The sequence below is a fragment of the Micromonospora ureilytica genome (genome assembly GCF_015751765.1).
GTDB classification, from domain to species: domain Bacteria; phylum Actinomycetota; class Actinomycetes; order Mycobacteriales; family Micromonosporaceae; genus Micromonospora; species Micromonospora ureilytica.
On record NZ_JADOTX010000001.1, the window covers coordinates 1,104,299 to 1,127,718 of the forward strand.

General features: G+C 70.3%; 15 protein-coding genes. 13 read left to right on the forward strand and 2 right to left on the reverse strand.

What is annotated here, in order from left to right; all coding sequences use genetic code 11:
• Position 1: 1 nt before the first annotated feature.
• From IW248_RS04775 to IW248_RS04795, 5 genes are read left to right on the forward strand one after another with little or no spacing between them, the layout of a single operon-like run.
• A complete protein-coding gene (locus IW248_RS04775; protein ID WP_196925834.1) occupies positions 2–6,730 on the forward strand; it encodes a type I polyketide synthase in 6,729 nt (2,242 codons plus the stop codon).
• Positions 6,727–8,466 (forward strand): NAD(P)/FAD-dependent oxidoreductase, encoded by a 1,740-nt coding sequence (locus IW248_RS04780; protein WP_196925835.1) that lies wholly within the window; start codon positions 6,727–6,729, stop codon positions 8,464–8,466. Before IW248_RS04775 ends, IW248_RS04780 begins: the two co-directional genes overlap by 4 nt.
• A 23-nt stretch (positions 8,467–8,489) precedes the next feature.
• Entirely contained in the window at positions 8,490–10,250 is a 1,761-nt protein-coding gene (locus IW248_RS04785) for an NAD(P)/FAD-dependent oxidoreductase (RefSeq protein WP_196925836.1), read from the forward strand.
• 22 nt (positions 10,251–10,272) lie between these two features.
• A complete protein-coding gene (locus IW248_RS04790; protein ID WP_196925837.1) occupies positions 10,273–11,940 on the forward strand; it encodes an NAD(P)/FAD-dependent oxidoreductase in 1,668 nt (555 codons plus the stop codon).
• An 8-nt stretch (positions 11,941–11,948) separates the two neighbouring features.
• On the forward strand, positions 11,949–13,703 hold the full coding sequence (locus tag IW248_RS04795; RefSeq protein WP_196925838.1) for an NAD(P)/FAD-dependent oxidoreductase: 1,755 nt from the start codon (positions 11,949–11,951) through the stop codon (positions 13,701–13,703).
• On the opposite strand, the gene IW248_RS04800 is transcribed toward IW248_RS04795, so the two are convergent.
• Complete coding sequence (locus IW248_RS04800; protein WP_124822745.1) at positions 13,681–14,271, reverse strand: TetR/AcrR family transcriptional regulator; 591 nt, start codon at positions 14,269–14,271, stop codon at positions 13,681–13,683. The genes IW248_RS04795 and IW248_RS04800 overlap by 23 nt on opposite strands.
• 151 nt (positions 14,272–14,422) lie before the next feature.
• Here IW248_RS04800 and IW248_RS33415 point away from each other — a divergent pair, with 151 nt between their 5' ends.
• The 5 genes from IW248_RS33415 to IW248_RS04825 all read left to right on the forward strand — a co-directional run bounded on the left by IW248_RS33415 (position 14,423) and on the right by IW248_RS04825 (position 20,120).
• The gene (locus IW248_RS33415; protein WP_196925839.1) at positions 14,423–15,559 is read left to right on the forward strand and encodes an acyl-CoA dehydrogenase family protein; all 1,137 of its coding nucleotides are present in this window, start codon (positions 14,423–14,425) and stop codon (positions 15,557–15,559) included.
• Between the two features lie 26 nt (positions 15,560–15,585).
• The gene (locus IW248_RS04810) at positions 15,586–17,154 is read left to right on the forward strand and encodes an AMP-binding protein (protein ID WP_196925840.1); all 1,569 of its coding nucleotides are present in this window, start codon (positions 15,586–15,588) and stop codon (positions 17,152–17,154) included.
• A gap of 32 nt (positions 17,155–17,186) precedes the next feature.
• Positions 17,187–17,705, forward strand: coding sequence for a flavin reductase family protein (locus tag IW248_RS04815; RefSeq protein WP_124822747.1), 519 nt, complete (start codon positions 17,187–17,189; stop codon positions 17,703–17,705).
• A gap of 9 nt (positions 17,706–17,714) precedes the next feature.
• Complete coding sequence (locus IW248_RS04820; protein ID WP_196925841.1) at positions 17,715–19,148, forward strand: DHA2 family efflux MFS transporter permease subunit; 1,434 nt, start codon at positions 17,715–17,717, stop codon at positions 19,146–19,148.
• A 768-nt stretch (positions 19,149–19,916) separates the two neighbouring features.
• Positions 19,917–20,120, forward strand: a complete 204-nt coding sequence (locus IW248_RS04825; RefSeq protein ID WP_196925842.1) for a hypothetical protein — start codon at positions 19,917–19,919, stop codon at positions 20,118–20,120.
• A gap of 109 nt (positions 20,121–20,229) precedes the next feature.
• Here the strand turns inward: IW248_RS04825 and IW248_RS04830 are convergent, their stop codons facing one another.
• Positions 20,230–20,751, reverse strand: a complete 522-nt coding sequence (locus IW248_RS04830; RefSeq protein WP_196925843.1) for a methyltransferase family protein — start codon at positions 20,749–20,751, stop codon at positions 20,230–20,232.
• Between the two features lie 233 nt (positions 20,752–20,984).
• On the opposite strand from IW248_RS04830, the gene IW248_RS33640 reads away from it, so the two are divergent.
• The 3 genes from IW248_RS33640 (at position 20,985) to IW248_RS04845 (ending at position 23,397) form a co-directional block, all read left to right on the forward strand.
• Positions 20,985–21,539, forward strand: a complete 555-nt coding sequence (locus IW248_RS33640; protein ID WP_196925844.1) for a TetR/AcrR family transcriptional regulator — start codon at positions 20,985–20,987, stop codon at positions 21,537–21,539.
• A 202-nt stretch (positions 21,540–21,741) separates the two neighbouring features.
• On the forward strand, positions 21,742–22,020 hold the full coding sequence (locus IW248_RS04840; RefSeq protein ID WP_196925845.1) for an acyl carrier protein: 279 nt from the start codon (positions 21,742–21,744) through the stop codon (positions 22,018–22,020).
• 21 nt (positions 22,021–22,041) lie between these two features.
• The gene (locus tag IW248_RS04845; RefSeq protein ID WP_124822751.1) at positions 22,042–23,397 is read left to right on the forward strand and encodes an NAD(P)/FAD-dependent oxidoreductase; all 1,356 of its coding nucleotides are present in this window, start codon (positions 22,042–22,044) and stop codon (positions 23,395–23,397) included.
• Positions 23,398–23,420 lie beyond the last annotated feature (23 nt).

A 23,420-nucleotide genomic window follows, 5' to 3' on the forward strand; every position in this document is an offset into this window, starting at 1 on the left:
GATGTCGACGCAGACTTCGCGTACCCCGGACAGCCGACGGCTGATGGTCGAGGCGCTGCGCACCATCGAGGACCTGCGCGGCCGTCTGGCCAGCAGCCGTGACGGGTGGCTGGACGAGCCGATCGCCATCGTCGGGATGGCCTGCCGGTTTCCCGGCGGCGCGCAGTCGCCGGAGGAGTTCTGGACGCTGCTGCGCAACGGGGTGGACACCACCTCGGAGTTCCCGCAGGAGCGCGCCGACGCCCAGTCCTACCACCACCCGGACCCGGAGGAGCCGGGCAAGGCGTACACGATTCGGGGAGCCTTCCTCGACCAGGTCGACCGGTTCGAGCCGGAGGCGTTCGGCATCTCCCCGCGCGAGGCGCTGGGCATGGACCCGCAGCACCGCATCGCGCTGGAGATCTGTTGGGAAGGGTTGGAGCGGGCCGGCTACGCCCCCGACCGGCTCGACGGTTCGCGCACCGGCGTCTACTTCGGGCTGAGCACGACCGACTACGTACGCGGTCGGCAGGCCGTCGGCGACATCAACGACGTGGATTTCTACCAGCTCACCGGCGAGCCCAGCTTCCTGGCCGGTCGCATCTCGTACCTGCTCGGGTTGCGGGGGCCGAGCAAGGTCGTCGACACGTCCTGCTCGTCGTCGCTCGTCGCCCTGCACGAGGCGTGCCAGGCGCTGCGGCTGAGGGAGTGCGATCTGGCGCTGGCGGGCGGGGTGAACCTGCTGCTGTCGCCGTACGGCTTCGTGATGATGAGCAAGTTCCGCGGTCTGTCCGCCGACGGGCGGTGCAAGACCTTCGACGCGTCGGCCGACGGATACGCCCGCGGGGAGGGCGCCGGCGTCGTGGTGCTCAAGCGGCTGTCCGCCGCGCAGGCGGACAACGACCCGATCATTGCCGTCATCCGCGGCTCGGCGATCAACCACGACGGTCGCTCCAGCGGCCTCACCGTGCCGAACCCCGTCGCGCAGCAGGACGTGATCGGGGCGGCCATGGCCCAGGCCGGCGTCGGGCCGGACGGGGTGGACTACGTCGAGGCGCACGGAACGGGCACCTCCCTCGGCGACCCCATCGAGCTGCGCTCGCTGGAAGCCGTCATCGGCCGGCACCGTCGGTCGGACGACCCGCTGCTGGTGGGCTCGGTCAAGACGAACATCGGGCACCTGGAGCCGGCCGCCGGCATCGCCGGCCTGTTCAAGGTCGTCCTGGCGATGTCGCACGGGGAGATCCCACCGCACCTGCACCTGACCCAGCCGAACCCGAATCTGGACTGGTCGGGTCTGCACGTGCGGGTTCCCGTGGCGTGCACGCCGTGGCCGGAGCGGGGTCACCCGCGCACCGGCGGGGTGAGCAGCTTCGGAGCCAGTGGAACCAACGCGCACGTCGTGGTCGCCGCGCCGCCGGCCGGCGACGCCCGCACCGGCTCGCACCTGTCGCACGGGCTGTTCCTGGCCTCCGCACGTACCGAGGAGGCACTGCGCGAGCTGGCCGACCGGCACGCGCGGTGGCTGCGTGGTCCCCAGGCGCCGTCCCTCGGCGATGCCTGTTACACCACACACGTCGGCCGCGCGGTGCAGGCCCACGGCCTCGCGGCCACCGCGGCGGACACCGAGGAACTCGCGGACGTGCTGTCGGCGTACGCCCAGGGACGCCACCCGCGCGGGCTGACCGTCGCCGCGTTGCCGCGGCGCCGTGAGCGCAAGGTCGCCTGGCTGTTCACCGGCCAGGGCGCGCAGTACCCGGGCATGGCCCGCGGGCTGCTCGGGAACGCCGCCTTCCGCGCCGCGTTCGAGGAAGCCGCAGCCCTCTTCGATCCCGAGTTGCTGCGCCCGGTGGCGGACGTGCTGTGGGCCGACGGCCCGACGCCGCTCGACGACACCCGGTACACGCAGCCGGCGCTGTTCGCGGTGGAGTACGCGCTAGCTCAGATGTGGCTCTCCTGGGGCATGCGGCCGGCCGCGGTGGCCGGCCACAGCGTCGGTGAGCTGGTCGCCGCCTGCGTCGCCGGCGTGCTGGACCTGCCCGCCGCCGCGACGCTGGTGGCCGCGCGGTCGCGACTGATGGCCGAGCTGCCGCCGGGCGGCGCGATGGCCGCCGCGAGTTGCGCCGAGGAGGTCGCCGTCGCGGCGATCGACGGGTACGCGGACACGGTCGCCCTCGCGGCGGTCAACGGGCCGGCCGACGTCACGATCTCGGGGGCCACAGCACATGTGGACGCCGTCCTGGAACGGCTGGCCGCCGACGGCGTACGCACCCGGCGGTTGGCCGTGTCGCACGCGTTCCACTCGCCGCTGATCCGGCCCATGCTGGAGCCGTTCCGGGCGGTGTTGGCCGGGCTGTCCTTCCGGCCGCCGCGCATCCCGTTGGCGTCCAACGTCACCGGTCGGCTGTGGGGCGACGACGAGGTCGGCCCGGACTACTGGCTGCGGCACGCGGCCGGCGCGGTCCGCTTCCGCGAGGGGGTGCGCGCGTTGCACGACGCGGGCGCACGCACCTTCGTGGAGCTCGGGCCCGCCCCGGTGCTGACGACCCTGGCGACGCGCTCCCTCGCGGGCGAGGCGGACTGCGCGTTCGTGCCGACCCTGCGGCGGGGCGGTGCGGACCTGCGGGACGTGCTCAGCGCGGTCGGCACCGTCAGCCTGCGGGGTTCCCGGCCGGACTGGCGGGCCTTCCACGAGGGCGAGGACGTGCGCGCGGTACCGCTGCCGACGACGCCGTGGCGCGGGGCGCACTACTGGTTCCGCGAGGTCGGGCGGGCGGCCGCGCCGGTGTCTGCGGCGTCGCCGAATGTCGGCGAGGAGACCGGGGCCGCCGTCGTGACCGGCGAGGTCCCGGGCGTCGGCCGCCGCCTGTCGGGGCCGGTGCCGGCGTACGAGGTGACACCCGAGGCGTTGCCCGGTGAGCTCAGTCTGGGTGTGGTGTTGGACCTGGCTGCCCGCGCCGCCGCGGACTGCCTGGGTGGCGTGTGGCGTTGCGTCGAGGGTCTGACCGCCCACGCCGCGGTTCCGACCGGCGACCGGGGCCAGTTGCGGCTCACCGTCACGGCGCAGGACGACGGTTCGGCCGCCTGGGAGCTGACCGGGGCCACGGCCGCACGGGAGGCGTTGGCCGCCCCGTGGATCCGCTACGCCAGCGGGCTGCTGCGTCGCCGGTGGCCGGCGGATCGTCAGTACCCGGACGTTGACGCGACGACTGCGGCGTCCATGACGGAGGTTCCCGTGCCGGACGGCGCGGGCTGGCACGAGGTGCTCGAGGCCGCCGGCGTCGCGGTGACGGCGGCGGGCGGGGCGGCACCGCCGGGTCCGGCGCACCTGTCGACGGTGGCCGGCTGTGGCGCGCTTGGCCTAGCGCGCGTGGATGGCACCGCTGTCGGAAGTGGCACGGTGCCACCGGGCGGCGTACGGGCGGTGCGGGTCCGCGCCGGGTCCGTCCGGCTGGTCGACGACGCGGTGACCGGCTCCGTCGACCTGCTCGACGGATCGGGCGTCCAGATCGGATACGCGCAGGACGTGACAGTGGCGCCGGTGCCGGCTGCGACGCCGTGGGAGGAACCGGCCGACCTGCTCTACGACCAGACCTGGGTGCCGCTGACCGGGCCGTCCCCGCAGCCCACGGCCGACCTGGCCGGACGGAGCTACCTGCTGGTGGCCGACCCGGCGGGCCAGGATGCCGCGCTGACGACCCGGCTGACCGCGCTGCTGCGGCAGCAGGGCGCCGTGGTGACCGTGGCGGCGCCGCCGGTGGTGGGGGAGGGGCCGGACTGCCGGCCCGACTCCGACGGCGTACGGGACCTGGTGACCACCTGGTCCACCGGCCCCGGCCGGCCCTGGCTCGCGGTGGTCATGACCGGGCTCGACGCACCGGCGTCCGCCCACTGCGACGCCTGGAGCCTGGAGGAGTACGCCGGGCGCGCCGACCTGATGACACTTGCCCTTCTCCGCGAGCTGCTCGACCACTCGGAGTGCGCGGACGCCCGGCTCACAGTGGTCACCCGGGCGGCGATGCGAGTGCCGACGACACCGGCCACCGACACCACCGACCGGGCCGCTGGCAGCTCGGACGCCGCAGCTCCGGTCGCCGGCACGTTGTGGGGCCTGGGCCGGGTGCTGGCACTGGAACACCCCGACCGGTGGGGCGGCGCGATCGACCTCGACCCGGACCGGCCGACCGGTGAGGAGCACCAGCTGCTCGCCGCGCTGACCACGGGCGGGCTGACCACGGACGGGTCGCCCGGCGGGGAGGACGGATACGAGGATCAGCAGGCGCTGCGCGCCGACCGCCGGTACGCGCTGCGCCTGGTGCCCGCACCGCTGCCGCCCGAGGCTCTGCGCCGTCGGCCGCCGGTCCACGGCGACGCCACGTACCTGATCACCGGGGCTTTCGGTGGGATCGGCCTGACCGTCGCGGAGTGGCTGGCCCGCGCCGGCGCCGGCCGTCTGGTGCTGCTCGCCCGCACGCCGCTGCCGGAGCGGGACGGTTGGGCCGACTCGACCGGCGAGGCGGCGCGGCGGGTGTCCGCGGTGCGGCGACTGGAGCAGCTGGGCGCGGCGGTCGACGTGGTGGCCGCGGACGTCGTCGACGAGGCGGCGATGACCGCCGTGTTCGCCGCGTTGGATGCGGCTCCTCTGCCGCTGCGCGGGGTCGTCCACGCCGCCGGGGTGTCCGAGCCCGAGTTCGCCCGCGAGGCCACCGGCGCGGCGTACCGGCGGGTTTGGCGGCCCAAGGTGATCGGCGGCTGGCTGCTGCACCGGCTCACCCGCGGCGCGGAGCTGGACTTCTTCGTCGGGTTCTCGTCGATCGCCGCGACCTGGGGTTCGCAGCACCTGGCCAGCTATGCGGCCGGCAATGCGTTCCTCGACGCGCTGGCCGGGCACCGCAACGCGGCCGGCCTGCCGGCTCTGTCCGTCGCGTGGGGCCCATGGGACCTGCCCTCCGCGCTGTTCGGCGACGAGGTCATGGCGTTCCTGCGGGCCACCGGGCTGCGGCCGCTGCCGGCCGAACAGAGCATGCGGCTGCTCACTGCGCTCGCGGCTGGCGACGCCCCGCAGCGGGTGGTCTGCGCGGTGGACTGGTCGGTGTTCAAGCCGGTCATGCAGGCCCGCACGGAGCGGCCGATGCTGCGCGGGATCACCGTCGACGAGACGGCGACTGACGACTCCGGAGCGGCGCCCCTGTTGGCCGGCCTGCGCGCCGAGCGCGACCCGCGCCGGGTGCGCGCGACGCTCGGCTCGTACGCGGTCGAGCTGGCGACGGACGTCCTGGGCGCCGGTGCGGGCGCCCTCGACGAGGAGAGCGACGTGCTGGCCAGCGGCATGGACTCGCTGATGGTCATGGACGCGGTCCGGCGCTGCCGGCGCGACCTCGGCCTGACCGTGCGGGCCGGTGACCTGCTCACGCTGGCCACCCCGGCGCAGTGGGCCGACCTGTTCGCCGGGCTGCTGGCCGACCGGCTCGGTGACCCGGCCGCCGACGCCGTCGGTGAGCCCGCCGACGATCAGGCCGGCGACGATCCAGCGGGTGACCTGGCCAGCGACCCGGCGTGGATCGCGGGTGACGTCACCCTCGCGCCGGATGTCCGGGTGATCGGCGCGGCGCCGGCCCGGGTACGCGACCCCCGGCACGTCCTGCTGACCGGTGCCACCGGCTTCGTCGGCGGCTATCTGCTGCACACCCTGCTCGAGTCGACCGCGGCTCACGTGTCGTGCCTGGTCCGGTGCGCCGACGAGGCGGTCGGGCTGCGGCGGGTGCTGGACAACATGGAGCGCTACCTTCCCCGGCCAGCCATGGCAGCCGACCGGATCACCGTGCTGCCGGGTGACCTGGGGCAGCCCAGGCTGGGCCTGTCTGCGGACCGGTACGACGAACTCGCCGAGCAGCTGGACGGGATCTACCACTGTGGCGCCCGGGTGCACTTCGGCTACAGCTACCAGCAGCTCCGGCCGGACAACATCGCGGGCACGGCGGAGATTCTGCGGCTGGCCGCGCGAGGCCGCCCGACCGCTGTGCACCACGTCTCCACGTACGGCATCTGGGGCCTGCCGGCCCCCGGCCGGGATGTCGTCGGTGAGGACGACGACATCGCCACGGCCGGCCGGCTGGTGACCGGCTACGTGCAGACCAAGTGGGCGGCGGAGCGGCTGGTCGAGTTGGCCCGCGCACGCGGGGTCCCGGTCGACATCTACCGACCCGGTCGGGTGCTCGGCGACTCCCGTACCGGCGCCAGCCTGACCACCCACTTCACGACGCGGGTGATGAAGGGCTGCGTGCAGCTGGGGATGGCGCCGGACATCGACATCAAGGTGGAGATGACGCCTGTCGACTACGTGGCGAGCGCGCTTGTGCACATTTCCCGGCATGGCCCGGCCCTCGGAGGCACGTACCACCTGGTGAGCCCGCACAAGCTGCTGTTCGCGGACGTGGTGCGCGCGCTGCGCCGGCACGGCTTCGGGGTCGAGGTCGTGCCGGTAGAGGAGTGGTGGCAGGCGCTCAAGGCGTCCTATGCCGTCGGCACGAACGAGCTGCACCCCGTCATGCCGGTGGTGGAGGAGTTCGTGGTCGGTGGCGAGGAGGCCGTCCACTACGCCGTCGACAACACCGAGGAACAGCTGCGCGGCACCGACGTCCGATGCCCGCCGTTGGACGACGACCTGCTCGACACCTACCTGCGCTGGATGGTGCGGACCGGCTACCTGCCCGCGCCCAGAGCGGCCGATAAAGGAGCTCGAACGACATGACTGATCATCCGCGGAGCACGCCGGATTACGACGTGGCGATCATCGGGTCCGGCCTGTCCGGCACGATGCTGGCCGCGTGCCTGGCCCGCAACGGCGCGAAGGTGCTGATCGTCGACGGCGCAACCCATCCCCGTTTCGCCATCGGCGAGTCGACCATCCCGGCCACGTCGATGATGATGCGGCTGGTCAGCGAGCGGTACGGGGTTCCCGAGATCAAGTGGCTGTCCACCTTCGAGGGCGTCCAATCGAAGATCAACACCACGTCGGGTGTCAAGCGCAACTTCGGGTTCGTCTACCACCGGCCCGGGGAGCGCCAGGACCCGCGCGAGACGCACATGTTCCCGATCCCGAAGGTCACCCACACCGAGAGCCACTTCTACCGCCAGGACATCGACAACTGGATGCTCACGGTAGCGGCGAAGTACGGCACCACGGTCCGCCAGCAGGTGCGGATCACCGGTGTGGAGGTGGATGACGACGGGGTGACGCTCGCGCACACCGGCGGGCACTTCCGGGCCAAGTTCGTGGTGGACGCCAGCGGCTACCGCTCGGTCCTGGCCGAGCAGTTCGGCCTACGGGAGGAACCGTCCCGGTTCCGACACCAGTCGCGATCGCTGTTCACCCACATGGTCGGTATCCGCCCGTACGACGAGATCGCCCCCAAGTCCCGCTACGGGCATCCCAGTCCATGGCACGACGGCACGCTGCACCACCTGTTCCCCGGCGGCTGGATGTGGGTCATCCCGTTCGACAACCACCTACGGGGCACCAACGACCTGTGCAGTGTCGGCCTGCAGCTCGACCCGCGGGTGCACCCGGTGCCGGACTGCTCCCCGGAGGAGGAGTTCCGTCGCTTCATCGCGCGGTTCCCGGACATCGAACCGCAGTTCGCCGAGGCTCGGTCGGTACGCGACTGGACGCGTACCGGCCGGCTGCAGTATTCGTCGCGGCAGACGGTCGGCTACCGGTGGTGCCTCACCTCGCACGCGGCCGGGTTCCTGGACCCACTGTTCTCCCGGGGGCTGTCGAACTCCCTGGAGACGATGCACGCGCTTGTGCACCGCCTGCTGTCCGCGATCGCCGACGACGACTTCTCGGTCGAGCGGTTCGAGTACATGCAGGAGTTCGAGCAGGGTCTGCTGGACTTCAACGACGACCTGGTCGCCAACGCCTACACGTCGTTCGGCGACTGGCGGCTGTGGGACGCCTGGTTCCGCATCTGGTCGCTCGGGCAGTTCATCGCCACCTTCGAGGTGAACCGGGCGTACGCCCGGTTCCTCGACACCCGCGACCCGGCGGTGCTGGCCCCGCTGGAGCGGCCGTGGTGGCGGGGTCGGGTCATTCCGCAGGACTCGCCGTACGGGGCGGTGATGGAACTGCTGCAGCAGGTCAACGACATGACCCGCGCGGTGCAGGAGGGCCGGGCGGAGTCCGGGGCGACCGCCGAGGAGCTGCTCCGGCTGTTGCGCGAGGCGGACTTCGTGCCACCCGCGTGGGGGCTGGCGGACCCGAACAACCAGTGGACCGACGCCAGCTTCCTCGAAATCGGTCGGACCCTGCGCTGGGCTCGCAAGACGGCACCGAAAGCCGTCGGCGACCTCACCTACGACGGTCTCACCCTGTTCATGAAGAAGCGCTTCTCGCGCGGCGAGTTCGCCGTCGGCGAAGAGCTCAAGCACCTTCTCGCGCGCTGGCCCGTGATCGGTAAGCGGCTACGCGTTCCGACGCCGAAGTGAAGCCGATGAATAAGGAGCCCATGATGGAAGGTGCGGCCGCGCACAACGGGTCGTTCGACGTGGTGGTGATCGGCTCCGGGCTGGCAGGCTCCACCCTGGCGGCGTGCCTGGCCCGCAACGGCGCGCGCACGCTCGTGCTGGACGCCGGCACACACCCGCGATTCGCCGTCGGCGAGTCGACCATCCCGTACACCTCCATGGCGATGCGCCTGATCAGCGAGCGGTACGGGGTGCCGGAGATCAAGTACCTGAGCACCTTCGAGTCGGTGTACGCGCACATCAACACGACAGGCGGGGTGAAGCGGAACTTCGGCTTCGTCTATCAGCGGCCGGGCGAGCAACAGCGGCCCGAAGAATCCAACATGTTCCAGATTCCGAAGATCCTGAACACCGAGAATCACTTCTTCCGGCAGGACATCGACAACTTCATGCTCACCGTCGCGGCGAAGCACGGCGCCGTGATCCGGCAGCAGGTGCGTGTCGCGAACGTGCAGGTCGACGACGACGGTGTGACGCTCGACGTCGGCCCCGGCGCGCCGGTTCGGGCCCGCTACGTGGTGGACGCCAGCGGTTTCCGCTCGGCGCTGGCCGAGCAGTTCGATCTGCGTGAGGAGCCGACCCGGCTGGAACACCACTCGCGGTCGCTGTTCACCCACATGGTCGGCGTGCGGCCGTACGACGACTTCGCCCCGCGAAGCGAGTACGGCAATCCGACCCGGTGGCACGAGGGCACGCTGCACCACATCTTCGAGGGCGGTTGGATGTGGGTGATCCCGTTCGACAACCACCCCCGGTCCACCAACGACCTGTGCAGCGTCGGTGTGCAGTTCGACCCGCGGACGCACCCGGTGCCGGACTGCTCGCCGGAGGAGGAGTTCCGCCGGTTCCTCGAGCGGTTCCCGGGCATCGCCCAGCAGTTCACGAACGCCACGCCGGTGCGCGAGTGGGTGCGTACCGGCCGCCTGCAGTACTCGCCGAAGAAGACGGTCGGCTATCGCTGGTGTCTGATGTCGCACGCCGCGGGCTTCGTCGACGCGCTGTTCTCCCGCGGCCTGTCCAACACCATGGAGATCATCAACGCGTTGACCCAGCGGCTGCTGGACGCGCTGAAGGACGACGACTTCGCCGTCGAGCGGTTCGAGTACGTGCAGGAGCTCGAACAGGGCCAGCTCGACTTCAACGACGATCTGGTCAACAACGCGTACATCGCGTTCCGGGACTGGGACCTGTGGGACGCCTGGTTCCGGGTCTGGGCGCTGACCCAGATCCTCTCCACGTTCGAGATCAGCAGGGGCTACTCGCTCTACTCCAAGACCCGTGATCCGGCCGTGTTGCGGCGGATGGAACGGCCGTGGTGGCGGGTGGACCTGCGCGAGTTCGACAGGTCCAAGGTCGACGACCCGGACCACGCCGCGGTGCTCGAGTTCCTGGCCGACGTCAGCCGGATGATGCGCGCCGTCGACGCGGGGCAGGCCCAGCCCAAGGACGTCGCCAACCAGATCCGCGACCGGCTCGCACGCGCGCCGTTCGTGCCGCCGGCGTTCGGGCTGGCCGACCCGTCCGTCCGGATCACTGGCGCCTCCGCCGCCAAGGTGCTCGGCACCCTGCGCTGGGCAAAGCGGGACGCGCCGCCGGCGATCGGCGAGCTCACCTACGAGGGCCTGACCCTCTTCATGCGCAAGCGCTTCGCCCGGGGCGAGTTCGAGCCGGTCGAGGAGATCAAGCAGAAGCTCGCCGGCTGGCCCGTGCTCGGCTCCCGGCTGCGCGTTCCCGAGCCGAAGTAAACCGAGAAAATTGGAGTGCACGGTGAGTGAATTGATAGAGGCCGAGAAGGTCACGTACGACGTCGCGATTCTCGGAGCGGGGTTCGCCGGCTCGATGCTCGGCGCGATCCTGGCGCGCAACGGCGCGAAGGTGTTGCTGGTCGACGCCAAGGCGCACCCGAAGTTCGCCATCGGCGAGTCCACCATCCCCAACATGCTGGTGTCGTTGCGCACCATGTCCGAGCGCTACAAGGTGCCGGAGCTGATGACCCTGGCGACGCTGACCGCCTGCCAGAAGATCATCTCGCCCTGGCACGGCAAGAAGGACCACTTCGCCTTCCTGAACCACCAGGAGGGCAAGCAGCAGGATCCGAAGCAGGTCACCATGTTCAACTTCCCGAGCCTGCTGCACGAGACGCCGCACATGTACCGGCAGGACACCGACGCGTACCTGTTCCACGCGGCGATCAAGTACGGGTGCACGGCGCGGGTGAACTTCACGATCGCCGACGTCGACTTCGACGACTCCGGTGTGACTGTCAGCTCCACCCGGGGCGAGCAGTTCCGCAGCCGGTACGTGGTGGACGCCAGTGGTTACCGTTCGCCGCTGGCCGAGAAGTTCGCCCTGCGTGAGGACCCGTGCCGCTACAAGCACCACTCGCGCGCCATCTGGAACCACATGATCGACCTCAAGACCACCGACGAGGTGTTCAAGCGCACCGGCGCGGACAAGCCTCCGGTGCCGTTCTACGAGGGCACCGTGCACCACCTGTTCCCGCGGGGCTGGTCGTGGGTGATCGCGTTCAACAACCACAAGGACTCCAAGAACCCGCTGTGCAGCGTCGGCCTGACGATGGACCCACGTATGTACCCGAAGACGCCCGGCATGTCGCCGGAGGAGGACTTCTGGAAGCACATGCAGCGGTTCCCGGGCATGGCCGCGCAGTTCGAGGGCGCCCGGCCGATGCGGGAGTGGGTGGGCACCGACCGGGTGCAGTACTCGTCCAAGACCACCGTCGGCGACCGCTGGGTGCTGCTGGCCCACGCCGCGGCGTTCATCGACCCGCTGTTCTCCCGCGGCCTGTCCAACACCTGCGAGGCGGTCAACGTGCTGGCCTGGCGGATCCTGCGGGCGGTCGGCGACGACGACTTCTCGGCCGACCGGTTCGAAGGGGTGAACACCCGCCAGCAGGCGCTGTTCGACGGCAACGACAAGTTGGTGAACGCCGCATACGCCTCGTTCGAGAACTACGGGCTGTGGACGGCCGTCTTCCGGATCTGGGCGTGGGGCTCGAACGCCGGCACCTTCCGGGCCCACGAGGCGTACCGCCGCTGGCGCTCCACCGGCGACGAGCGGCATCTGAACGAGCTGGAGGAGGTGAAGAACCCCGGCCTGCACTGGTCCGACCACGAGGGCTATGGCGAGCTGTTTGAGGACATGGTCAAGCAGTGCGGTGACTTCGAGGCGGGGACGATCACCGGCGAGCAGGCGACGGACGCCCTCTACGACCACCTCAACCGCGCGCCCTTCGTGCCGGACCACTGGGGCTGGAAGGACCGCAACCTGCGGTTCATCAACCCGACCCCAGTCAAGATCGCCCGAACCATGCTGTGGGCCGCGACCAAGGCGCCGCCGGACGTGCGACGGCTGATGCTCGGCTTCCTCCGCGAGGCCGGCAAGGAGCAGCTGCTGGGCCGGAAGATCTTCTAGGAGAGCGAATGACTACCACCGAACCCGGTGCCACGGTGTCGTACGACGTCGTGATCCTGGGCAACCATCTGGCGACTGGCCTGCTCGCCACGGTGCTGGCCAAGCAGGACCTGCGGGTCCTGCTCGTCGGCTCGCCCGACGACACGGTGTTGCCGTCGGGCGACAGCACCGTGCCGTACACGACAGCTGTGCTGCACCTCCTGGCCGAGCGGTTCGACGTGCCGGAGATCGCCTCCTTCGCCCACTTCGAGGACCTACCGGAGCAGGTACGCAGGAACAGCGGGATCAAGAAGAGCCTCGCGTTCCTGCACCACACCGCGGGCCGTGGGCACGATCCGGCGCACGCCGTGCAGTTCCACGTGCCGGGGGAGCACAGCGAGTGGCACCTCTACCGGCCGGTCGTCGACGAGTACGCCCGGGAGTTGGCCGTCAGCTACGGCGCGTCGGTCCTACCGGACCGGGCGTCCGCCACCGAGGTTCGGCTGGCGTCCGACGCCGTACACCTGACCTTCGGTGGTGGGCAGACGGCGACCGCGCGGTTCGTGGTGGACGCGTGCGGAGCGGACTCACCCCTGCGGGCGGTGACCGGCGACGGCGATCCGGGCACGCTGACGTTGCGGTCCCGGATGATGCACGCCTACCTGCGCGACGTCCGGAAGTTCGAGGAGTGCAGCCGGCTCACCGACTACCACCGGGCGACCGCCTGGTCGCGGGGGACAGTGCATCACCTCTTCGACGGCGGCTGGATCCAGGTGGTGGACTTCCGCAACCACCACGACGCGGTCAACGACCTGTGCAGCGTCACAGTGGGGCTGGACCCCGACCGGTTCGACGACCTGCCGGCCGGCCCGGAGGAGGCGTTCCGGGCGCTGGTCGCGCGGTTCCCGAGCCTGGCGGAGCAGTTCGCGTCCGCCGCGGTGCAGGGTGACTGGACCACCTCACCCAGCTGGCAGCGTCGGGCGGCGGTGACCCACGGGCCGCGGTGGTTCGCGATGGAGCGGTCGGCATGCCGCACGGACGAGTTCCTGTCCCGCGACGTGACGATGACGGCGGAGGTGGTCCACGCGCTCGGCGCGGCGCTGCCGCGCGCGGTGCGCGACGAGCAGGCGGCGGGCGCCGCGTTGGCCGAGGTGGCGGCCTTCCAGGACGCCCTGATCGAGTTCAACGACCAGATGCTGGCCGCGGCGCGTACGGCCTGCGGCAGCTTCGCGCTGTGGAACGCGTACAGCCGGGTCTGGCTGCTCTGGCAGATCCTGGCCCACCTGTCGCTGAAGCGGGCGACAAACGATGCCGTCGCGGCCGGGACGTGGGATCCGGTCGAGCAGTTCGCCGACGGCGGGCTGTGGTTCCGCACCCCGGACGGCCTGCGCCAGATGTTGGACTGGTTCTTCGGGGTGTTCGCCCGGGTACGCGACGGTGGGCTGGGGCAGACCGAGGCGGCTGACATGATCTTCCGGGAGCTGCGCCGGGCGCGGTTCGTGCCGCCGCTGTACCGCTTCGGCGACCCGGACGCGCGGTACTACCACTTCACCAAGGCCCGTCGCCTCCTGATGGTGGCGTGGGTCATGACGGTGGCGCCCGCGGACTTCAAGCGGCTGCTGACCAAGGACAACGTGACCGGCCGGCGAGATGACGCGCCGGTGCCGACCCCCGCTCGGGGGCCGGTCCCGGCCGGCGACGGGCGGGTGGAAACCAACGGTGACGGGCGCGCGGACGGCTCGGCCGCCGGCGCGCCCGGCGTCACTCAGCCAGGTCGGCGGTGAGGTAGTGCTGGATCGTGCGACCCATCAGCCGGGCCAGATCGTCGCGGTCGTGCCGGGACAGCTCGGTGCCGTCGATCAGGTAGCGGCACAGGGCCAGGCCAATCACCTGGGAGGCGGCGAGCGCGGCCCGCAGTTCGTGCCGGTCGGGGCTGACGCCCTCGGCCAACGTGCCGAAGAACGTCCGCACGAACTCGTCGCGCATGAGACCCGCGATCTCGTCGCTGGTCAGCGAGGCGGACAGCCGGGCCCGGTACGTGATCGTCGTGCGGGGGCTGTCCCAATGGGTGAGCAGGGCGGTCGCGGTGGCCCGGCCCAACCGGCGGCGGCTGCCGCTGAGCAGATGCTCGGCCAGTTCCACGGGGTTGCCCTCGACCTGCACCGCCTGGCGCAGGAGCTGCTCCTTGGAGCCGTAGTAATGCCGCACGAGCCGCGGGTCGACGCCCACGCGTCGGGCGACACTGCGGATGCTGACCCCGGTCAGGCCGCATTCGGAGATCTCCCGACGGGTGACGTCGAGGATCGCCTGCCGGATGCCGGTCCCACCGTCGAAGCCCTGTTGCGTCGTCAAGGAAACCTCTTACGAGTTCTCGTGCACCCGCGCGCACAGCCCGATGAAGTGCCTAAGTCTAGACCTTTGAGGATATGTCAGTACCGACCCAGTTGCTCCTGCAACCCGGTCGTTTTACCGCGCCGGCTATCCGTACGGCCGAGGGGGCACCGTGGACTTCGCCTGGACGCCTGAACAGCGGGCCGCGTACGACGAGCTACGCGCGAGCGTCGAGCAGACGTTCGCGCCCACCGCCGACGCCGGTCGGCTGCACGACCGCGATGTCTGGCGGCAACTCGGCCAGTTGGGGCTGCTCGGCCTCTGCATTCCCGCAGAGTACGGCGGCGGTGGGCTGGGCGCCTTGGACACCGCGCTGCGTGTCGAGGCGTTCGGTCGGGGGTGCGCGGACACCGGTCTGGTGTTCGCCGCCGGCGCACACCAGTTCGCGTGCGCGGTGCCGGTCGCGGGATTCGGCACGCCGGAGCTGAAGAAGGGACTCCTCCCACGGATCTGCTCCGGTGAGGTGGTGGCCGGCAACGCGATGACCGAGGCGGGCGCCGGTTCCGACGTGTCGCGGCTCGCCGTGACCGCGACGGCGACGGCGGACGGCTACCTGCTCAACGGCGAGAAGACGTTCGTCACCAACGGGCCGGTGGCCGACGTACTGGTGACCTACGCGACCACCGATCCGGCGGCCGGCCACCTCGGTGTCACAGCGTTCGTGCTGGACCGCGACACGCCTGGCCTGACGGTCGGCGCGCCGCTGGACAAGATGGGGCTCGTGTCGGCGCCGGCCGGGCGGGTGTCCTTCGAGGACTGCCCGGTGCCGGCGCACCGGGTGCTCGGCGAGCCGGGCCAGGGCGCCGCCATCTTCCAGCACTCGATGCGGTGGGAACGCGCCTGCCTGTTCGCGGGCTACGTCGGCCTGCTGGACCGCCTGGTGGAGCGCTGCGTCGGCCACGCGACCTCGCGCCGACAGTTCGGCCGGCGTATCGGCGACTTCCAGGCGGTGGCGAACCGGATCGTGGAGATGAAGCTGCGCACGGAGTCGGCGCGGCTGCTGCTCTATCGCTGCTGCTGGGAGATGGACAACAACGCCGGATCGGAGCTCAACGTGGCGCTGTCCAAGCTGGCCGTCTCCGAGGCGGCCGTCGCCGGCGCACTGGATGCGGTGCGCCTGTTCGGCGGCCTTGGATACCTGCGCGAGGCCGGCATCGAGACAGTTCTTCGCGACGCCGTGCCCAGCACCATCTTCTCCGGTACGTCCGACGTGCAACGGCTGTTGATCGCCCACGAGCTGGGCCTGTGAGGGCTGCGGCCTTGAGGAGGAAGGAGGTGCCGACCGTGCGGGACGTGGACCAGTCCGACGCCCCGGGTGGAGCGGGAATCCACGGCTACGTGGCCGCGTGGGCCCGGCGTACCCCTGACGCACCGGCCGTGACAGCGGAGGGTGAGCAGCTCACGTACGCGGAGTTGGCGGCGGCCGCCCGGCGTCTGGCGGCGGGGCTGGCCCGCGCAGGTGTGTCAGTGGGCGACCGGGTGGTGCTGTGGTCCGACAAGCGGCCCGCCGCGGTGGCCGTCATGCAGGCGGCGCTGTCGCTCGGCGCGCCGTACGTCCCGGTGTCCGCCGCGAACCCACCCGCCCGGGTGTGGCGCATCGCGGCCGACTGCGCGGCGACAGTGGTCGTCGCCGACGCGCCGGCCGCGGAACGGGTCGCGAGGGGGGGCGGTGTCCCTGGCGGGCCGCCGTTGGTGACGCTCGACGAGCTGGAGCGGCTGGGTGCCGACAGCGACCCGCCGCCAGTGCACCTACCCGACCTGGACGATCCCGCGTACATCCTCTACACCTCCGGGTCGACGGGGGCCCCGAAGGGCGTCAGCCTGAGCCACCGCAACGCGACAGCGTTCGTCGAGTGGGCCGGCGACCTGCTCGCGGTGTCGTCGCGGGATCGGCTGGCCAACCACGCCCCGTTCAACTTCGACCTGTCGGTGTTCGACCTCTACGCGGCGTTCCGGGCGGGCGCGTCGGTGCACCTGGTCCCCGCCGAACTGGCGTACGCGCCGGTGCAGTTGGCGCGGTTCGTCCGCGAGGCGGGCATCACCATCTGGTATTCGGTGCCGTCCGCGCTGACCCTGATGATCCGGGACGGCGGGTTGCTGGATGGTCCGCCGCCACCGGCCCTGCGGGCCTGCGTCTTCGCCGGCGAGGTGATGCCGATCCGGTACGTGCACGACCTCCGTGCCGCCTGGCCGGCAGTGCGACTGCTGAACTGGTACGGGCCCACCGAGACCAACGTGTGCGCCTCCTACGAGGTGACCGACGCCGATGCGGGGCGCGACCGCCCGCTGCCCATCGGCCGATCGGCAAGCGGCGCGGTCTTGCACCTGGACCCGCCGACCTCGAATGGCACGGGCGGTGACAGCGTCGGCGACCACCCGGAGGGCGAGATCGTGGTCGACGGGCCCACTGTCATGCTCGGCTACTGGGGCCGAGAGCCGCAGCGCGGACCGTACCGGACCGGCGATCTCGGCCGGCTGGCATCCGACGGTTGTCTGGAGTACCTGGGCCGCCATGACGACATGGCCAAGGTCCGCGGCAACCGGGTGGAGCCCGGGGAGATCGAGGCTGTCCTCGCCGCCCATCCGGACGTCGCGGCGGCGGCGGTGGTCGTCGCCGGCGCGGGGCTCGCCGCGCGGCTGCACGCGGTCGTGGTGCCGGCCGGCGACCGCAGACCCGGCCTGCTGGAGATCAAGCGCTGGTGCGCCGGGCAGCTGCCGACCTACATGATCGTCGACTCAGTTCAGGCGGCCACGAGCCTGCCGCTCACCCCGAACGGAAAGACCGATCGAGCCGCGCTGCTGGCGGCGATCGAAGGAGGTGGACCATTACTGGCACCGAACTAGTCAACGTAGAGCCAGGTGCGTTCCTGGCGATCATGGGCTCGCTGGCCAGCGGCGTCAGCGTGGTGACCGCACTGGACGCGTCTGGGCGGCCGCACGGCCTGACCTCGTCGTCGGTGTGCAGCGTCTCCAAGGACCCACCGCTGCTGCTGTTCTGCGTGCGGCAGGTGAGTGCGACCTTGGACGCCATCCGGGAGACCGGCGGATTCGCCGTCAACTTCCTCGATGCCGACGGCCACGAGATTTCCGAACTGTTCGCCAGCTACAACGACGACAAGTTCGCGAGCGTGGCGTGGCGTCCCGGCGACGTCGCCGGCATGCCCCGCCTGGAACCCACCGTCGCCTTCACCGAATGCGCGCTACATGACGTGATCGCCGCTGGTGATCACGTCATCGTGCTCGGCCGCCTCGTCGGCGGTGCGACGGTGCCGGACCGATTCCCGCTGGGTTATTGGCGCGGAACATATGTCCGGGTCTCTCCCCCCCAATACCGACGAGAGGAGCGCAACGGGCATCGCCCCAGCGATCCTTCCCAGTCATTCCATCTCGAGTAGGGAAACAGAGTGGACAAGAACCAACCAGCGACCCACAGCACCGCCTGGACTTGGACCGCGGCCCTGGTCGCTGTGTTCATGGTCGCGATCGACACCCTCGTCGTCACGACGACGCTACCGGTCATTCGCACCGAACTCGGTGCGACTCTTGAAGATCTTGAATGGATCGTCAACGCCTACACGCTCACCTTCGCCGTCTTCCTGCTGACCGGCGCCGCGCTCGGCGACCGATTCGGCCGGCGGAAGGTCTTCACCATCGCGCTTGTGGTCTTCACCCTCGCGTCCGGGCTGGCGGGCCTCGCCGAGGACATCAACTACCTGATCGCGGCACGCGCGGTGCAGGGCCTGGGTGCCGCTGTCATCCTCCCGCTGACCCTCACCCTGTTGGCCAGCGTGGTGCCGGCACGCCAGCGCGGCCACGCGTTCGGGCTGTGGGGCGCGATGGTGGGTCTCGGTATCGCCCTCGGGCCGGTCATCGGCGGCGCCGTGACCGAAGCCTGGTCCTGGCAGTGGATCTTCTGGGTCAACGTGCCCATCGGCCTGTTGCTGTTGCCGGTGATGGCGCGCGTCCGTGAGAGCCGCGGCGGCTACGGCAAACTGGATCCGCTGGGCGTCGTCCTGATCACCGCTGGCATGCTCGGCATCGTGTCCAGCCTCGTGCGGGGCAACTCCGCCGGCTGGGGCAGTGCCTCCGTGCTGGCCGGATTCATCGTCGGCGGTCTTCTCGTGCTGGTGTTCGTCTTCTGGCAGTCGCGGGCGCAGACGCCGATGGTGCCGCTGCGGTTGTTCCGCAGCCGAGGCTTCAGCCTCACCATGGTGGCGACGATCCTCATGCCGTTCGGCGTCTTCGGCGCCGTCTTCCTCGGCACCCAGTTCCTCCAGAGCGTCCTTGGCTACTCGCCGCTGGAGGCCGGCCTTCGCACGCTGCCGTGGACTGCCATGCCGATGATCGCGGCGCCGATCTCCGGCATCCTGACCGACAAGATCGGCGGCAAGCCGCTGGTGATCCTGGGCCTGACGATGCAGGCGATCGGCGTGGGCTGGATCGGTGCGGTCGCCGACGATCTGACGTACTCGAAGCTCGTCGTGCCGTTCGTGATCACCGGGCTCGGGCTGGGCATCTTCCTCGCGCCGATCGGTCGGTTGGCCTTCGGGTTCGCGCCCGCCGAGTTGGAGGGTGTCGCCTCCGGTGTGTCCAACGCCATCCGGCAGACCGGCACCGTACTGGGTGTGTCCGTCGGCGGCGCGATCCTCGGCGTCCACGGCGGCTACGAGTCCACGGCCACGTTCGTCGAAGGTCTGCAGAACGCGCACCTGGTGGCCGCCATCGCACTCGGCGCCGGCGCGGTGATCGCGCTGTTCATTCCACACCTGCGGACGCAGGGTCACGGCCACGCGGTTGACGACGAGGAGGAGAGCGTCCCGGCGGGCGCCGCGGCCTGAGCGGTCCACCGGTTCGGTTCGAGGCCCCGACCGCACGGTCGGGGCCTCGAACGCGCCCGACACGGGTGTTGCCCGCGAAGGAATTGTCCAATGAGTGAGTGGTAGGACCCGGTTCGGTGCTGCCGGCAGCTGGTGTCAGATTGGCGGCAGGCTCTGCGACGGGGGGCGCCAGCCGTCACCGCGGGAGGCCCGGGCGCCGGCTCGGCGTCTGGGCCGCGAGGTCGCTGACGCCGTCGTGCGACATTCGTTGCCGGCCGGGCGGCTCATCGCGTTGTCCCACGTCAACCGGGTTGTTCCGGTGCCGTCGAGCACCAGCGGATTGCCGCGCCCGTATTTGTGTCCGACACCCTCAGGCCGACACGTCATGCCCGACCCGACCTATTCGGGGCGCGACGGTCCGCATCCTGAGGACCTTGCCGCGCCATGGCGTACCCATTTAGGGGGGGACAGGAGGCTGCCCGACAGGATAACATCCATCGATGAACTGGCGGTACGCTAATGGGGGATGGGGCCACCAGGGATATGAAAGCATCAGCTCTAGCGGCTACGGATGTCCAGATACTCTTCTACGAGCCCGAAGGCCTGTTGTTGACGGCGGGACTATTGCCGGCAGACGTAGGTGGGCGTGAGTATCGCGTAATGTTTCAACTAAGTTACTTGGGTAGTGGGGGGATTACAGCGCACGTTGGCTTCCAGCAGTGCGATGGCACTGACAAGACGGCACCAGAGTTCGTCACGGTTGAATTGCTGGGGGCAGCACGGAATCGTATGCCCATCATTTGGACCGCCTCGGCGTCGGTGCGCGCGGAGCAGGTGAACTGTCGGCTCATCATTTGGGGGGAGCCCGACGGTGAGGACCTGTTGCGTGGCGAGTTGATCGCCGAGGTGTCGGGTCGACTGCCGGTGCTGACGGCCAGTTGCCAGGCATCGGTGACGCAGGCGGAGCTGCCTACTCGGGAACGGGTGGCCTAGACGGCTGGCGGCCCTCCGTCGGACGGCGGGGGGCCATCAGCCCTCGTAAGCGAGCGGCATAGCAGTCCCTTCGCGGGTCGGTGGCTCGGTCGACCGCCCGGGTGCGCGGTCACGCCTGCGGTGATGAGCTGGCGCCCTGCCACGGACGCAGCCGGGGGATCCACGCCGGCACCGCGGCACGGTAGGTGTCGTAGGTCGAGCCGTACCGCCGACGCAGGCCGGGCTCCTCGTAGAAGCGCACGAACGCGGCCTGGATGAGGGCGATGGCCAACGCGTACCACAGCAGCGCGCCCTGACCGAACAACAGCGCCTGGCCGAGGATGGCCGTCACCACCGCGACGTACATCGGGTTGCGGACGTATCGGTACGGCCCGCCGATCACCAGGTGCTCGGTCGGTGCCACCGGGGCCGGAGTGCCCAGGCCCTCCACGACGAACCGCACGAACGACTGGAGAAGAAAGGCCACCGCGGCAACCAGCATCAGTACGCCGAGGACTCGAACCGGCTGGTAGAAGGCGAACGGTGTCGCGATCTCCCAGTCGGAAATCCACCACGGGCCGAGGCCGGCGACCACGCCCGGCGCGGCGCAAAAGAAGACAAGACTCCCGACAACCGCCCGTGTTCGTAGCACTGCGCCATGCTACGGCTCGTGCGGGGCACCGTGTCAAGGCATCGTTACGTACTGTTGTTGTTGCCGCGCCGCAGAACCTGCCTAATTCCGCACGTAGGAAGGCGATACTATGGCGTTTGCCCCCATACGATGAATAGGGCACGCGATGAACTGGGAAAGGTGAACTTGTGGGCGCGGAGGTGTCCCCGAACGGTGCTCCACGACGGCGGACGGGGCGACGCGTCGGGCCGACGGTGAGCCATCAGCTCATCCTCGAGATCGCTCGTGGCCAGTTCGCCGAGCGGGGCTACGAGGGCACCACTGTGCGCACCATCGCCCAGGAGGCGGGGGTCGACAGCGCGCTCGTGCACCACTTCTTCCTCACCAAGGAGGGCCTGTTCGAGGCGGCGGTACGTGGCGCCCTGCAGCCGCCGGATCTGGTGGAGCGGGCGATGAAGGGCCCGCGCGGCCAGGTCGGCCGGCGCACCGTCGAGCTGTTCTTCAGCCACTGGGACGAGCCCGGCTCGGCGGCGCGGCTCGGCGGCATCCTGCGATCGATGACGGCCAACGACATGGCGGCGGACGCCGTCCGCAACTTCCTCGGCGACCAGGTGATCCTCCCACTGGCCCAGGCGCTGGGCCACTCCCAGCCTGAGCTGCGCGCCGCCATGGTGGGCTCGCACCTGATCGGTCTCGCCACCACCCGGTACGTCTACCGCGTGCCGGCGATCGCAGAGCTCACCGCCGCCGGGCTGGCCGCGGGCACGGGCAAGGCCATCCAGACCTACCTCACCGGCGTCCTGGCCTGATTCGTCCGCACTCAGCGGGCGTCGCCGTCGTCGCGCCAATGGCCGACGTCGATCCTTCCTCGACATCCCCTTGACGAACCCACATTGGCTCCTAGAATTCATCGGGTAGGGATGTCATCAGAGGGGGAAGCGCCGACGGCGTCTCGGCCTCCTGGATGACGACCCACAGGGGAGATCGTGTCCGGCAACCTGGGAGGGGTTTGTGCCGACAGACCAACGCGACGAGATACTCGGCCAACTGATGGTGTACGTCCGCCACGAGCTGCTCGGTGACCAGGGCGAGGCGGTCAGCGGAGTCGATCTGCGTCCCGACTCGCCACTGCTGGAGTGGGGCGTCCTGAACTCGCTGAACACGGCTCGGCTCATCGCGTACGTCCGGGCGGAGCTCGACGTCGACGTGCCGCCCTCGCACATCACGGGACGGCACTTCCGCAGTCTCGACACCATCACCGACCTGATCCTGTCGTTGCCCCGCGCCTGACAGGCATGCCGAGGAGGCGCCATGAACACCAAGCCAGCAGAGTGGGACATCGGCATCATCGGGGGCGGGCCCGGCGGGTCCACAGCCGCCGCCTACCTGGCCAAGGCGGGGCTGTCCGTCGTGGTCTTCGAAAGCGCACACTTCCCCCGCGAACACGTGGGCGAATCATTGGTCCCGGCCACCACGCCGGTGCTGTTGGAGACCGGGGCGATGGCCGCCGTCGAGGCAGCCGGCTTCCCGCGCAAGTTCGGCGCGGCGTGGACGTCGGCCGAGACACGGCCGGTGAGCCACCTCGGCTTCTCCAACCTCACCCACGACTTCCGGCTCGCCGAGGTCATGTTCAACGAGCGGGATCAGGCCGGCGTCGACCGGGATTACACCTTCCACGTCGACCGGGGCAAGTTCGACCAGATCCTGCTGGAGAACGCGGCGAGTCTCGGCGCGCAGGTGCACCAGGGTGTACGGGTCAACCGCGTCGACTTCGACGGCGAGCACCCCGTCATGCACACCCGGTCCGCCGACGGGAACCGCGAGGTGCCGGTGCGGATGGTGATCGACGCCAGTGGCCGGAACACCACGCTGGGCAGTCAGCTCAAGGTGAAGGTGGCCGACTCGGTCTTCAACCAGTATGCGATCCACACCTGGTTCGACGGCTTCGACCGGCAGGCGCTGTCGGCGGAGCAGTCGAAGTCGGACTTCATCTTCATCCACTTCCTGCCACTGACCGACACCTGGGTGTGGCAGATCCCCATCACCGACACGGTCACCTCGATCGGCGTGGTCACTCAGAAGCGCCGGTTCGCCGACGCGGCCCGGGAGGATCTCGAGGCCTTCTTCTGGGAGTGCGTGGGCAGCCGCCCAGAGCTCGAGGCGGCCCTGCGGAGCGCGGAGCAGGTGCGGCCCTTCAAGTCCGAGGGCGACTACAGCTACGCGATGAAGCAGATCTGCGGGGACAACTTCGTCATGGTCGGCGACGCCGCCCGCTTCGTGGATCCCATCTTCTCCACCGGTGTCAGCATCGCCCTCAACAGCGCCCGGCTGGCCTGTCAGGACATCATCGCCGCCGCCGAGGCGGGCGACTTCAAGCGCGAGCGGTTCAAAACGTACGAGATGCTGCTGCGGCGCGGCGTGCGCAACTGGTACGAGTTCATCTCGGTCTACTACCGGCTCAACATCCTGTTCACCGCGTTCGTCCAGGACCCGCGGTATCGCCTCGACGTGCTGAAAATGTTGCAGGGCAACATGTATGACGAGGCCGAGCCCAAGGCGCTCGTCGAGATGCGGAACGTCATCCGGGCCGTTGAGCAGGACCCCGAGCATCTCTGGCATCCGTATCTCGGTGAGCTGTCGGCTCCGACCGCGGCTCCCATCTTCTGATCACAAGGGGGCCGTGCGGCCCC